The organism is Jeotgalibaca porci (assembly GCF_011299095.1).
Lineage (GTDB): Bacteria > Bacillota > Bacilli > Lactobacillales > Aerococcaceae > Jeotgalibaca > Jeotgalibaca porci.
In genome coordinates this window covers 713287-727509 of the sequence record NZ_CP049889.1, presented here as the reverse complement: position 1 = coordinate 727509, position 14223 = coordinate 713287, and the positions used below count along the sequence as shown (strand labels likewise).

Here is a 14223-nt window from a genome sequence, read left to right as displayed (position 1 = left end):
TGTGTCCAACACAACCAAAAACAACGTCAAATATCTTGGACCGCTGAAGTACTTCCAATGTAAGCGGTTTACCATATAATGAAAATAGGTGATGGAAATGCTAAAAACGGAAACAATTTTGTTGATTAACTATTTGCATCAAACGAAAGAAAAGGATACTGAAAAAATCATCCTCTCTTTGGATGAAAGTAGGAAAAAGTTATGGTATGAGATTTCCGTTATTAATAATTTTTTGGTGGAAGGGGGCTTACAGACGATTGAGTTACACGCAGGACAGCTCTTTAATCAAGATGAAGAAACTGAAAAATGGACAAAGTTACTCGTCGAGCAAGAACTCGATAGCTACCAATTTCCAGAAGAGAGAATTCCACTTTTAATTATCCACATCGCCTGTGCGCAACAGCCGTTATCAGCAAAAAAACTGCAAAATTATTTTCGGCTCAGTCGGAGTTCTGTTTTAGCGGACGTAAAAAGATTACGTGACTATATAGAAGACTATGAACTGGTCCTTCTCTATGACAAGGCAGAAGGTTACATTTTTAAAGGTGATGAAATGAAGGTCAGAAGGCTCTTAGAAAATGCCATCTCACACTTACAACACATTTCGTACCTAAAGAAATCAGCCCACTACTTTGAAGTCATCTGGGGAAAGTCATTAGAAATAAACGAACACTATGCGTACATCTTAAATTACTCAAAAAATAATCTATTAAGCTTTGTGGAAAGCCGTTTGGAAGAACTTATCTACAACATTTGCTTTAACAAAATCCGCAAAAATACAAAACCAATAAACTTCTCAAAAAACGATACACAACAATTAAAGGATCAGCCAGCCTATACGCTATCTGCCACTTTAGTGAAAGACATCTTCAACCACTCAAATGAAGCAGAAATTCTCTTTTGGGAAACACGCCTACTCAACGTTCTGCAGGGTGAAAAATACACGGTGGATGCGCACTACTTTAATAAACTGACAGCGAAAATCATTCTACATATTCAGCAAATCACGGGAATTAACTTTTCGGAGTCGACCACACTCCACAAAACGTTATATCAACACCTTGTACCTGCGTATTTCCGGATGAAATTCGACTTGTATTATGAAAATCCGCTCGTTGATAAGGTAAAAAAAGAGTACCAAAACCTTTTCTATCTGATCAAAAAAGGATTGGAACCTTTAGAACAAGAGATTGGTAAATGTGTTTCTGAGAGTGAAATAGCTTATTTCACCATTCACTTTGGTGGCTACTTACACTTGAAAGAGAAAACCGAAGAAAATACCCGTTTAAGAGCACTAGCGATTTGTCTCAATGGCATCAGCTCTTCCTTAGTAATGACAGCGGGTCTACGAGAGATATTCCCAGAAATCGACTTTATCGAACAACACAGTATTCAAGAAGCACTTTTAATGAGTGAAAATCAATACGATTTAGTCTTTTCGACCATCTCATTCCCAAGTGAAAAGAAAGTCTATATCACAAAGAGTTGGGTTCGCATCCAATTTTTGCTGGAGGGGCTTGGACATGGAATGGTGTTGCTCCGAATTATGGCAGGGCGTTTGTTAATTCAGAGGCAGCCTTAAAAGCCTGTAAATCTGAAGGAATAGAAGAAGTGTTCCTCACGTTGTGGGCAGATAATGGTGCAGAAACACCACTGACAACAGCTTTACCTGTCATGCAACTGTATGCGGAGTACACATACAAACAAGAAATAAATCAAGAAGAGCTGGCAGAGCGTTTGTTAGGCTGTACAGGTATGAAATTAGAATACTTCATGTTACTGAATGAGTTCGACGAAGTTCCTAGTGTGGGAAAAAATAATTTGATGTCTTCTAGCCCATCTAAATTTATCTTGTGGCAAGATATTTTGACGGGCTTATTTGACGCGAATATTAAGACGTTAGAACTGGGTAAGCATTATCGTCGCTTGTATGAAAAGTTGGCGCAGCTTCAAAATTGCGAATCAGATTATATTTCTCTATTTGATTTTTATAAACAACTAGCTAAAGTATTAGCAACCAAGGCAGAAATTGGAATAAATTTGAAGAGAGCATATGATCAGAAAGATAAGCAGAGAATGGCTATACATGTGGAACAGTTAAAGTCGCTAAAAGAGGATATGAAGTACCTCCATGAAAAGCACAATCGTTTGTGGTTTGAATTATACAAGCCATTTGGTTGGGAAGTATTGGACATCCGATACGGTGGAGCGAGTGCACGGATTGATACGGCAATTAGTCGTATTGAATCCTGGTTGAAGGATGAGGTAGTTATAATAGAAGAATTGGAAGCAGAGCGACTCGTCTATGATGCCAAATACGATATTGTTGAAGGGTTTTTAGGAACAGAAAAGTACCATCACATTGTGACTACAGGGCATTTGTCGCATTAAGTGTGAAATTTAAATAGTCTTTATCAAGCATCAGAGTGCGCCGCTGCATACTCTGATGCTTCTTTTTACTCTAGTCAAGTTACCAGATTCACAAAAACTTGATATTTAAATCCTATAAGTCGGAAATTTACCATAAACGACCGTAAAACACCTATTATTAAAGCGCTTTCTTAATTATACTAAAATCATTCAATTAAACCGGTTACATTTTTGAAGAAAACATTTTAGGAGGAAGTTTTATGGCTGCAGAAACGAAAATAGGGCAAACAGTTTTAGAAGTCTCTTCGAATCAAGAGTATGTTGCGGGTGTAAAGAGTGCCCCAACATTCGGAATCAAAGACAAGTTAGGCTATATGTTCGGAGATTTAGGGTTTAACTCGCTTCAAGTTCTAGTGAATACGTATTTAATGATTTTCTTTGTGAACATAGTTGGAATTACCCCCGTGCATTTCTCGCTAATCATAGCTATTTGTAAGGCATCGGATGCGATTAACGATCCTTTTATCGGAAGAGCTGTAGATAACAGAGCAGGTTCAAAGTTTGGTAAATATAAGCCATTCTTAATCAAATATTTATTACCATACATCGCGACAACGATTCTTCTGTTTGTTAATTTGTCGGGCATGCCGTATGCATTTAGAATTGCTTATGCTCTTATTACCTACTTTATCTGGGGAATTGTTGGTACCTTCATTAACGTTCCTTATGGAGCAATGTTAAACTCGATTACCTCTGATATGAAAGGCAGAACGGATTTATCAAACTTCAGAAGTATTGGTTCAGTTATGGCCAACGTTATTGTTACTTCCATTGCACCATTAATCTTATTCGATCAAATGGATAATCCTGTTGCTAATCGTTTTGTATTATTAGGAATTATTCTTTCAATCTTTACTGCAGTCTGCCTGCTCTTGACCCATGTTTTAGTTAGTGAACGGGTAATTATTCCGGACAAGACTGATGAGCAAAAGAGTATCAATTATTTCAAAGTTATGAAAACTTTTGTTAAAAACCGTCCGATGGTTGCAGTTATTTCAGCCTACATCATCACTAAATTCTTTATCCAAACAACAGGAATCATGAACCAATATGTATTCATGAGCCATTATCGCGCCACAGAGCAACTTGCTGCCTTAGGGTTAGCTACACTCATTCCGACATTGGTTGCGATGGTCTTTGTTAAACCGATGATAAACCGTTTTGGTAAAAAGAACTTAGTAACTTGGCCAGCTCTTCTAGCAGCAGCGTCATTTTCAGTTAATGCATTTTTCCCAGTTTCATCTACGCAATATATTTTCTTCCAATTACTGGGACAATTTTTCGTTGGTTTCTTTAGCTTACTCATTTGGTCTTTAATTGCTGATGCGGTCGATTACCAGGCCTATTTAACAAAAGAACGGAATGATGGAACCATTTATGCAACAATCACATTTTTAGTGTTCTTGGTTTCGAGTTTCTCAACATCGATGATTGCGTTGTTATTGGATGCAGTTGGGTATGATGTGGCTCTTGGAGCGGCACAAACAACTGGAGTCGCAACCGCAATCAAATTTATGGGTGGTATTTTACCTGTCATCGGAGCAGTATTAATTTTCTTCTGTTTCCACTTTATATACAATATGACCGATGCAGAAATGCAAAATATATCTAAAGAGGTAAACAGTTTGTAATAGGGAAAGGATGAGTGAAATTGGCAGTAGATACTAAACCGAAAATCGCAAAGAAAATAACACAAATTAATGAGAATACTTGGCATATTAGCGACTATTTTCTAGACAATTACTATGTGGCCGTCGGAGATGAATATGCTGCTCTCATAGATACGGGAGCTGGTATTGGCACTATCATCGATGATGTAAGGAAAATCACTCATAAACCTATCAAAGTATTATTGACACACGGACATCTGGACCACTTAGGCGGCATGTACGCTTTCGAGGAAGCATATATGCACCCAGATGATGACCATCTCTACCGCGAACATTATCCAAGTGTGGCTATGAGGAAATGGTACATTGAAACACGAACGCCTATCCGTTTTCCAGGTGAAGGACATGTGGAAGCTTTATTGGAACAATTACCGGAAGAAAAAGACCTATCTTTATTCCCATACAAACCGATTAAAGAAGGAGACACTATTGATTTAGGGAATCGTGTTCTGGAAGTTTTTGAAACGCCGGGGCATTCACCTGGACACGTCTCTTATCTCGATCGCACGAATCGTTTGCTCTTTAGCGGAGACACGATTAATGATAGTATTATCATTTTTAACAAAGAAGGCGGTAATCGTAAGGACTTAGAAATTTATCAAAAATCCATTCAAAAGTTGTGGGACTTGAGTGATGCCTATGACACACTTTTAGTGGGCCACGAAACCCCAACGATGGATAAGGCAGTAGTTAAAGACTACCTAGAACTATCAACAGGTATTTTGGATGGAACATTGAAAGGAAATTATGAAGAAATCGGCTTCCGCAAAGGTGAAGTCATTCGTCAAAACGGAATAGAACTATGGTATAAATGTGATGCCTAAGGAAATAGAAGATCCGACTATAATATGTCAGGTCTTCTATTTTTGAGTACGAAACTGGCCTGGCGTTGTGCCTGTAAACCTTTTAAATACTTTAACGAAATAACTAGCATCCGAGAAGCCCGCTTCATATGAAATATCTGTAATAGAGTATTTCGAACTTCGTAAATATACCTTACTTAATTCAACGCGTCGTTCGTTGATAACTTCGGTAATATTCTTACCAGTTTCAGCCTTGAATTTCTTCTGCAATGTATCAAGATGTAAATGGAGATGCTCGGCTATAATACGGGTGGTTAATTCATTTTTTATGTTCATATCTATTAACGCAAGCACTTTAGCTGAAAATTCGCTGGTTTTAATGTTGTCTAGTGAATTTACATAGTCACAATATGTATCAATCATTCTACAAGTGATAATAAAAGCATCTTCTGGTCTTTTCATGGCATTAATCGTCTCAATGTGAACTAAAGAGAGTGAATAGGCAAACACAGAGGGAGCCAAACAATCTAATAATAATGCATAAACGAGTCCATGGAAAAATTGTGTACGACCAATTGCCGCAACTAATAAGTCTTCTGGTGGAACATAATTTTGGTGATCTAAATCAATATATTGGTAAAATTCCTTCAATGCTTCTTTTGCTTTCTCAGCATTGTGACTGGCAATACTTTCTTTTAAAATCATCAAATAGTCTATTCGTTCGTAGACTGTCTCCAGATGTCTTTGGTCATGGATTGTTCCTTCTAAGAAATTCTGAAAAGTTTTAGCCATGTGTCACCTCCTAATTGTTATTTTATAGATTAATAAGAGTTTTGTGAAGGTTTCGTCTGCTTTAAGCTACTAGCACATTAATAAAAAATCCTCAGTTTTGTATCTTACTTTTAGTAATAAATCGCTTTAAATGTATAGACAAGTCCATGAATCAGTTGTAAAACTCCTTACCTCAAAAGAGAAAACGCAATCATACGATTAAAACGTAAAAAATTACAATATATGATGCAAAAATAAGTTATTTAATGGTATTATTAGGGACATGTAGGAAATAATAATATATTGATTTGAGTTATATTAATTCAAAATCAAAACAAATAGTTTTTTTTAATCAGATTTATCTAAAAGTATTATGATAAGTAGCAGTCTTTATCCACATTAAGTTTATCAGCATGGAGGAGTTCAGAATGTATTTAGTTATCAAAAGAATTATAGATTTTATTTTATCATTACTAGGCTTAATAATCCTTTCACCGATATTTTTAGTTTTATTCCTTGCGATAAAATTAGATACACCGGGACCAATCTTCTTTAAGCAGAAGAGAGTCGGAATTAATAAGTCTCATTTTTATATATTGAAGTTCCGTACAATGCGAATCGATACGCCAAAAGATACACCAACGCACTTATTATCAAATCCAGATCACTTCATTACTAAAGTGGGTAAGTTCTTACGTAAAACAAGTTTGGATGAGCTGCCACAAATCATTAATATTCTGAAAGGTGAAATGTCTATTATTGGACCTAGACCTGCTTTATGGAATCAATATGACTTGATAGAAGAACGTGATAAATATGGTGCAAATGATGTGATGCCAGGTTTAACCGGTTGGGCACAGATCAATGGTCGTGATGAATTACCGATCACAGTTAAAGCAGTATTAGACGGAGAGTATGTCGACAAAATAAGTCTCGCATTTGATGTGAGATGCTTTGTTGGTACTTTTCTTAGCGTCTTACAAAGTGACGGCGTAGTAGAAGGTGGTACGGGAGTGATTGAGAAAAGACTCTCAGAAACCATAGCTGAAAAAACTGAAACAAAGGAGACTTTGTTAAAATGAAAAAAATACTAATTACTGGGAAAAATAGTTATATAGGTACATCTTTTGAGAAGTGGGTTGCAGATAATCCAGAAGAGTATCAAGTTGATTCAGTCGGTACAAAAAATGGAGAATGGAAAGAGAAAGACTTCTCGCAGTATGATGTCGTGTTTCATGTGGCTGGAATTGCGCATGTTTCCTCTGACCCCAAAATGGAAGATTTATACTATAAAGTCAATCGAGATTTAACAATTGAAGTTGCTGAAAAAGCAAAGTCACAAGGTGTTAAGCAATTTATTTTTATGAGCAGTATTATTGTATACGGAGATAGCACAAGCAACAAGCGAGTAATAACAAGAGAAACAATCCCAGTTCCAAGTAACTTCTATGGTAATAGTAAATTGCAGGCAGAAGAAGGTATTCGTCCACTTGATTCATACGAGTTTAAAGTGGTTATTATTCGTCCGCCAATGATTTATGGTAAAGGTTCAAAAGGGAATTATCAATTATTGTCAAAGTTAGCACGCTTTACACCAATTTTTCCTGATTATGATAATCAACGAAGTATGTTACATATTGATAATCTAACTGAATTTATTCGTTTAGTAATAGACAATAATGATACAGGAATTTTTTATCCTCAAAACAAAGAGTACGTTAAAACAAGTGAGATGGTTAGAGAAATTTCGAAAATACACGGCAAACGACTGTTTATCACTAAAGTGTTTAATCCTATAATTCATTTATGCATGCGAATAAAGTTAGTGAATAAAATGTTTGGTAATCTTTCTTACGACTTGAATATAAGCGAGTATAAAACTCATTATCAAATAAGAGAGTTCTATGATACTATTCGCTACACAGAATAGTACTTATCTAATGAAAAACTACTATTTATATGAAAGAATTTAGATTTTAGAAAGGTACGAAGAAAATGAAAAAAGCGTTAATGGTTACTTCCGTAGCATCAATGATTAAACAATTTAATATTCCAAATATTAAAAACTTAAAAAAACTAGGTTATGAAGTTACTGTAGCCACAAATTTTAATATTCCCGGAACAATTCCTTTAAAGGAATCAAAGGAATTATTTAATGATTTATATAAAAGTGACGTTATTCCTATCAATATCGAATTTGATCGCAATCCGATAAGCAAAAAAAATTTTAAAGCGTTTAAAGAACTTAAAACAATAATAAAAAATGGAGATTTTGATTTAATTCATTGTCAATCCCCCGTAGGTGGTGTCTTAACTCGTTTGGCATCAAGAAGCGCCATGAAAGAGACAACTAAAATCATTTATACTGCCCATGGTTTTCATTTTTATGAGAGTGCACCTAAAAAAAATTGGATATTTTATCCAATTGAAAAAAAATTATCAAGGTATACGGATCTATTAATAACAATAAATGAACAGGATTATAATAAAGCACTAGCTTTTAATACATGTCAAGTAGAATATGTGCCTGGAATAGGAGTAGATACAGAAAAATTTAATATGACTTCTTTTAATAAAAAAAAGCGTGAAGAATTAGGTATTCCAAATTCAGTTTTTTTAATTGTATCTGTTGGTGAGTTAAATGAAAATAAGAATCATAAAGTAATCATTGAAGCAATGCACAAATTGGGGAAACCTGACATTCATTATGCAATTATTGGTATTGGTCAATTAAAAGATGAATTAGCTAATCTTACAGATAGCTATGGCTTAAGTAAGCAAGTTCATTTTTTAGGTTATAGAAATGATATAAATGAAATATATAAAACAACAAATATCTTTGCCTTCCCATCAAAACGAGAAGGTTTAGGATTAGCTGCTGTTGAAGCAATGGCAGCCGGACTCCCTTTGTTGACTTCTAATAAACATGGCATAAATGATTACTCTATTTTTGGCGAGACTGGATTTAAATATGAGCCAGATGATATTATTGGCTTTAGTGAAGGCATTTTAAAACTATATACACTAGATAAATCCGAAGTGTTTAAAATCGGACAAAATAATGTTATAAAATCAAAAAAATTCGATCAAGAAATAGTTAACCAAAAAATGTATGATATATATCGAGAAATGTAGGTGAAAATTATTGAAAAAAATAAAAGTGCTTCATTTTATTAATAGTTTAAATTATGGAGGAGCCGAGAGATTCTTACTAAATCTATTAAAAGATATTGACAAAGATGAATTTCAAATGGATATAATGGTCCGTAATTGTCCCAATGATATGGCTGAAGACTTTGCAAACTTAGATATCAAAATAATTAAAGCTCCGGCTTTTCCGGAAAAGTATTTTCGACACTACAAATTCATGAAAAAATTTGTCATTAGTAGAGGACATGAATATGATATTATTCATATTCATGCCAACTCGTTAATATATACTATCCCTTTAAGCATGTTTAAAAAGTACGCGAGGAAAACAAAAATAATATTACATAGTCACAGTTCAAAGTCTACGAGTAAATTAGTTACATTAACTCATGAATTCAACAAAAAAAGATATCTAAAAAAAATTGATGAGAAACTTACCGTTTCAAAAAATGCTGGAAAATGGATGTTTAATGATCAAAAGCAACGAATAATTTATAATGGTATAGATATAGAGCTGTTTAAATATAATCAACGAGATCGTATGAAAATTCGAAATGAACTAAATATAAATGATAATGAAATATTATTAGGCTCTGTCGGAAGGTTAGTTCCGGTGAAAAACTTCGAACTATTACTTTACATATTAGAGTATTTAAATAAAAAAACATCTAAAAAATATAAGCTAGTGATAGTAGGACAAGGAGAATTAGAAAAAAATTTAAAGGATTTAGCAAAAAAATTAAATATAGACAACCAAATAATTTTTACTGGACAGAGAGAAGATGTTGCTTCGATTTTATCAGCCATGGATGTTTATTTGCAACCATCACACTTTGAAGGTCTGCCATTTTCAGTTGTAGAATCACAAGTTGCAAGTTTACCAACTATTATTTCAGATAAAATAACAGATGAAGTAAAAATATCTGAAAATTTATATTTTGCTAGTAATGATAATATTGATAATTGGATAGATTTAATTATTAAGGCATCCAAACCAAAAGAACATAGAATTGATAAAGAAAAAATTAACACGGATAAAGTAGATATGAAAAAGATTGCATTAAAGTTTGAAGATATCTACAAACAATTAAAATAATAGCGCATTGTTGCGATTTTGGAGTAGGTGATCATTATTTTGAAAATTAAGATTGTTTTTGTAATGTCCACTTTAGGGACGGGTGGAGCAGAGAGAGTTATTTCAAATATATTAAAGTACATTGATAGAAATATTTTTGACGTCAGTTTAATTATCCTGCTGGATGATAGTAATGATTATATTAAACACATATCTCAAGATATTACTTTAATTAATTTAGGTCACAAAAGAACTAGAACATCTATTGTTGACCTTATCAAAACTCTTAGAAAACTAGAGCCCGAAATTGTTTTTTCCTCACTAAGAGGGGTTTCTTTAATACTGAGTTTGATTAAACCTTTGTTAAAAGCAAAAACAAAATTTATATTTAGAGAAGAGAATACACCTAGTATCTCAATTAAAGATACCTCAACACCAAATTTATATAATCTTTATTATAAAACATTATATAGAAAAGCGGATTTAGTTATTTGTCAGTCTGAGTTTATGAAAAATGATTTAGTAAAAGAATATTCATTTCCATTAGATAAAACCCTTAGAATATATAATCCTGTTGATTTTTCGTGGATTGAAGAAATGAATAAAATTACTATTAATCCCTTTAAAAATCCTGAAAAGAAGAACGTGATTGTAGTGGGGAGGATGGCAAACCAAAAAGGCATTGATATATTGCTGAAATCTATTTTAAAAAACGAAAAAAAAATATTAAAACATGATGTAATGCTTCACTTTCTTGGAGATGGAGAATTATTAAATGAATACAAAAATATGGCTAAAAAGTTAAAGATATCGGATTACGTTGAATTTGTAGGAAGACAAGAAAATCCATTTCAATGGATGAAATATTCTGATTTATTTATACTCTCATCTAGATATGAAGGTTTACCAAATTCACTATTAGAAGCTGCGGCTTCTAATTGTGAAATAATCACAAGTAACCATCCCGGTGGTACAAGAGAGATTATGAAATTAATTGATAGGGAAGAGTTCATAGTAGACGAACTGGATTGGAATGAAAAGTGGTTTAGTGAAAGACAAAAACCAATTAATAAATTGAATCTAATAGATAATTTTGAAGCGAAAAGAATAGTTAAAGAATACGAACGAGCATTTAAATTAGTATATAATAGTAAGAAATAATATTGATAGTTACTTAACTGCCAGTGGCAACAGTTAGAGATTACATTAAAAAACGGAAGATCTTAAATTAGAATATGGATGGAGATTTTAAATATGGTAGCAAGTTTACCGATAGTTATTGTTATTTTTTATTACTTTTTTTTGGTGTTTGTTATACTAGCTAATATAGAACTTACAAAAGTATATTCTCGTATATTGAATACTGTTTTTTTATGTTCTGTTTTAGTAGTCGCATATAATTTTATTCCTACTCAACAAATGGATTTATATAGATATTATTTAATGTTAGATGAAGTTGAACACATGGATATAAATTGGAATCAAATTATTAATTATGGGCCATATAGGCAAACTATATTAACTAGCATATATTTTAATATAATGTCTAAAATAGAAAATAGATCTTGGTTTGTAATTTTTCCTACAGGAATGGTTTTCTCTTTAATTTTTTTCGTCTCAAATAAATTTAGAAAAGATTACAATATCACTTATAGCAGTTTTGCTTTTTTTATGGTGAGTATTATTTCAGTATCTAGTGTGTTTTTAATAATAACTGGTGTTAGACAAAATTTGGCATGGTCTCTCTTAATGGTAGCAGTATACTACGATTTTTTCAGCAAAGAAAAAAAAAGGGTTATGAATGTAGTATTATACGTATTGCCCTTACTCGTGCACCTAAGTGCAGCTCCAATTGTAGTGTTAAGACTAGTTCTTATATTAGTAAAAAAGTTCCCTTTTTTGAAATATTTATTGATATTATGGCCATTGTCTTTAATTATTTTCACTAATATTCATAACTATTTACCTCCAATACTACAAAGTTCTTTAGTCGTACTTGGAAGATATGTTGAAAATGTTGAAAATTATATACCAACAGCTCAATTTGCTGTAGCTATCGTAAGTTATGTATTAATTTTATTTTTAATAACTAGTATGAAAAAAAGAAATACTTTGGCTAATTTTATATCAAAGGACTATTATAATTTTTATTACTTAGTTTTGTTATTTGGGATATCAAGCATATTCATCCCAACTCTTTTTTCTAGGACTTTTGAATTAGTGATATATATATCACTACCAATGTTTTCGAGTGTACTTACAACAAAATTCAATTTTAGACTACCAATATTATTAATAATTATAGCGATGTTTGTTGTATTGTTTTATTGGCAAGATCTCATGTTGGGGTACTTTTTTTAAAAAGTATTAATTAACAAGTTTGATGAAATAGTTACATAAAATTAGGAGATTAAAAATAAAGGTGACGAGTTGTTAAATAAGATGATTATTGCGAGCCTTCAGGTCCATCTATTCCTTCTATTGAGTCTTGCGATATACAATTGGAGTCCACTTGTACGCGGATTGAGTCTGGTAAAATAGCCATGCCAACATCAGCATGACTATCTTTTAAGATTAATTAATTAATTGCTTAGTGTTCGCGCATGTTTAGTTGACTAGTGTCATACCAAACAGTATTATGTACGATTCTGTCTGTAGTCGCGTCTGCGTGGAGGTCGCCTCCCAATTTTTGATGCCAGTCTGCTTTTCTAAATTGTGTACAATAGACAATGGAACCGGAATCGTAGCGACGCTCAATGATCTCAAAGAGAAATTTTAAGTCTTCTTCCAACAAGTCATCCAATAACCATTCGTCTATAATGAGTGAACCGTAATTTGGAAAACTTCTTGATGAGATTCGGTACACCTTTAGGTTTCAGGGTCGCTTCATCATTTTCTATTAATAAATCAGGAAGGCGAACATAATGCGTTTGAATTTCTTGTTTACATGCTTCTTTGCCTAATACACAAACTAAGTATGTTTTCCTGAACCTGTAAACCTTTTGGAAATAGCTTTCTGTAAGTGATTGATCTAATTGCAGGTCGCCAATTCTTGAAGGGTTGTCGGTCTATCTCGCGCTTTTCATAGTGGATTGAAGCTAGATCCGCGTCTTGTATTCGAAATTTAGAGCGTTTAATCAATCCACTAACCAGGTTATTATATTTTTCTTGATAAAGGCACTCGATGGATAGTTGTAGGCGTTCGTCAAAAGGCAATTGTCTCGTATATCTATCCATTCTATCCATAAACTCACTTAGGCCTAGTTGTCTTAATTTATATACTGCTTCGCTATCAATACTTGATGTCGCCTCCATAATATTCTGAGCCTCTTACAAATCCCAAGGATTTTTTTTGAGTACTTTCTGCTTCTTATAAAATGTCCTTATTATTGGGGTTATTTAAAATGGTATTTAGCTAACAGTACCTTGGCGAGTGAAGTCGTTCTAAGAGTAATTTGACAAGCTTTCTCCAAGGCTTCATTGGAGTGCTTTTTTGATAGATTTAAAACTGACAAGCAGGATTGATAAGCTTGTTCTTTAAGTTGTAATCTCTCAAAAAATACGTTGAATCACTTTATAGGTAGATAATCGTTTGTGAGTGGCGACTCGTTCATTTTGATAGTAGATTTCAAAAAAAATTGGTTACTTTTAAATTCACTTTTTTACATACTGGTAGGAATACGAGTAGTTATTTTTTTGAAAGGTAATATGGCAATCGAGTTTAACGGTTCTTCCGTAAACCATTCAGCAATGTCATAAGGGATTGAAGGCAGTGGATGGAGTTTTTCTTGTTCTGTCTCTGTGAAAATGAACCGTCGACTTCCTTCACGTTTTTGAAAAGGTTTGGCGTTATAGATTTCTAATTTTTCGCGGATAGCTACTTTTAATTCACTCACGGTCGTGAAGATTTCATTTCTCAACGGGGAGATTACCGTCATGGCTTTACCAACTGCACCTTCTATGGCTGCTTTCTGTTTTGGTTTACGTACTTGAGCAGGCATATCAGCCATTGCATAATGATTGACTAAAGACTCATACTGTGTTCATTTAAGACAATTTCTCCTTCTTTTGGAGGCTGATCACACACTTCTTCAAGTTGCCGTATATAAGACGGATGGACGTTCCACCAAAGTAATCAAACATATTCATGTGATAACGAATCCACACTTTTCATGTTAAGTGTGGATTCTACATAGGTATATTGACTGTAAGGCAGGGTTCCTAAAAAAAGGTAGATGGTAATTAGATCATCCGTGTCTGTGTCCAGAAAATCCATGGTTGAACCCAATCTAATCAATTTGGATTGATACACCAGGTTTATATT

The 14223-nt window shown here is 33.4% G+C and carries 13 protein-coding genes; 10 read left to right on the top strand and 3 right to left on the bottom strand.

All coding sequences use genetic code 11. The annotated features are described in order from the left end of the window. Nucleotides 1-97 precede the first annotated feature (97 nt). The 4 genes from G7058_RS03720 (at nucleotide 98) to G7058_RS03705 (ending at nucleotide 4924) form a co-directional block, all read left to right on the top strand. A complete protein-coding gene (locus G7058_RS03720; protein WP_166062294.1) occupies nucleotides 98-1582 on the top strand; it encodes a BglG family transcription antiterminator in 1485 nt (494 codons plus the stop codon). Nucleotides 1583-1623: 41 nt separating this feature from the next. After that, nucleotides 1624-2391, top strand: coding sequence for a hypothetical protein (locus G7058_RS03715; protein WP_166062293.1), 768 nt, complete (start codon nucleotides 1624-1626; stop codon nucleotides 2389-2391). Nucleotides 2392-2630: 239 nt separating this feature from the next. Then, the gene (locus G7058_RS03710) at nucleotides 2631-4061 is read left to right on the top strand and encodes an MFS transporter (RefSeq protein ID WP_166062292.1); all 1431 of its coding nucleotides are present in this window, start codon (nucleotides 2631-2633) and stop codon (nucleotides 4059-4061) included. Nucleotides 4062-4081: 20 nt separating this feature from the next. Continuing rightward, nucleotides 4082-4924 (top strand): MBL fold metallo-hydrolase, encoded by an 843-nt coding sequence (locus G7058_RS03705; protein WP_166062291.1) that lies wholly within the window; start codon nucleotides 4082-4084, stop codon nucleotides 4922-4924. Between the two features lie 36 nt (nucleotides 4925-4960). On the opposite strand, the gene G7058_RS03700 is transcribed toward G7058_RS03705, so the two are convergent. Next, on the bottom strand, nucleotides 4961-5695 hold the full coding sequence (locus G7058_RS03700; RefSeq protein ID WP_166062290.1) for a helix-turn-helix transcriptional regulator: 735 nt from the start codon (nucleotides 5693-5695) through the stop codon (nucleotides 4961-4963). A gap of 407 nt (nucleotides 5696-6102) precedes the next feature. Between G7058_RS03700 and G7058_RS03695 the strand changes: the two genes are divergently transcribed. From G7058_RS03695 to G7058_RS03670, 6 genes are all read left to right on the top strand, one after another. Further along, the gene (locus G7058_RS03695; RefSeq protein ID WP_166062289.1) at nucleotides 6103-6756 is read left to right on the top strand and encodes a sugar transferase; all 654 of its coding nucleotides are present in this window, start codon (nucleotides 6103-6105) and stop codon (nucleotides 6754-6756) included. Continuing rightward, nucleotides 6753-7604, top strand: a complete 852-nt coding sequence (locus G7058_RS03690; protein WP_166062288.1) for an NAD-dependent epimerase/dehydratase family protein — start codon at nucleotides 6753-6755, stop codon at nucleotides 7602-7604. The genes G7058_RS03695 and G7058_RS03690 overlap by 4 nt, the downstream gene beginning before the upstream one ends. 65 nt (nucleotides 7605-7669) lie before the next feature. After that, complete coding sequence (locus G7058_RS03685) at nucleotides 7670-8809, top strand: glycosyltransferase family 4 protein (RefSeq protein ID WP_166062287.1); 1140 nt, start codon at nucleotides 7670-7672, stop codon at nucleotides 8807-8809. 10 nt (nucleotides 8810-8819) lie between these two features. After that, a complete protein-coding gene (locus tag G7058_RS03680) occupies nucleotides 8820-9920 on the top strand; it encodes a glycosyltransferase (RefSeq protein ID WP_166062286.1) in 1101 nt (366 codons plus the stop codon). Nucleotides 9921-9959: 39 nt separating this feature from the next. After that, the gene (locus G7058_RS03675) at nucleotides 9960-11060 is read left to right on the top strand and encodes a glycosyltransferase (protein ID WP_166062284.1); all 1101 of its coding nucleotides are present in this window, start codon (nucleotides 9960-9962) and stop codon (nucleotides 11058-11060) included. Between the two features lie 93 nt (nucleotides 11061-11153). Beyond that, nucleotides 11154-12260: an EpsG family protein gene (locus G7058_RS03670; RefSeq protein WP_166062283.1), complete on the top strand. Its 1107-nt coding sequence runs from the start codon at nucleotides 11154-11156 to the stop codon at nucleotides 12258-12260. A gap of 229 nt (nucleotides 12261-12489) precedes the next feature. Here G7058_RS03670 and G7058_RS03665 read toward each other — a convergent pair whose 3' ends face one another. Beyond that, complete coding sequence (locus G7058_RS03665; protein ID WP_227004489.1) at nucleotides 12490-12765, bottom strand: ATP-binding protein; 276 nt, start codon at nucleotides 12763-12765, stop codon at nucleotides 12490-12492. Nucleotides 12766-13561: 796 nt separating this feature from the next. Continuing rightward, nucleotides 13562-13909: a hypothetical protein gene (locus G7058_RS03660; protein WP_166062282.1), complete on the bottom strand. Its 348-nt coding sequence runs from the start codon at nucleotides 13907-13909 to the stop codon at nucleotides 13562-13564. Between the last annotated feature and the right edge of the window lie 314 nt (nucleotides 13910-14223).

What these genes read in the sequence shown, in the direction of transcription:
- G7058_RS03685 (WP_166062287.1), top strand. Translation starts at nt 7,670, where the DNA reads ATGAAAAAAGCGTTAATGGTTACTTCCGTAGCATCAATGATTAAACAA.
- G7058_RS03690 (WP_166062288.1), top strand. Translation starts at nt 6,753, where the DNA reads ATGAAAAAAATACTAATTACTGGGAAAAATAGTTATATAGGTACATCT.
- G7058_RS03700 (WP_166062290.1), bottom strand. Translation starts at nt 5,695, where the DNA reads ATGGCTAAAACTTTTCAGAATTTCTTAGAAGGAACAATCCATGACCAA.
- G7058_RS03670 (WP_166062283.1), top strand. Translation starts at nt 11,154, where the DNA reads ATGGTAGCAAGTTTACCGATAGTTATTGTTATTTTTTATTACTTTTTT.
- G7058_RS03710 (WP_166062292.1), top strand. Translation starts at nt 2,631, where the DNA reads ATGGCTGCAGAAACGAAAATAGGGCAAACAGTTTTAGAAGTCTCTTCG.
- G7058_RS03695 (WP_166062289.1), top strand. Translation starts at nt 6,103, where the DNA reads ATGTATTTAGTTATCAAAAGAATTATAGATTTTATTTTATCATTACTA.
- G7058_RS03660 (WP_166062282.1), bottom strand. Translation starts at nt 13,909, where the DNA reads ATGGCTGATATGCCTGCTCAAGTACGTAAACCAAAACAGAAAGCAGCC.
- G7058_RS03720 (WP_166062294.1), top strand. Translation starts at nt 98, where the DNA reads ATGCTAAAAACGGAAACAATTTTGTTGATTAACTATTTGCATCAAACG.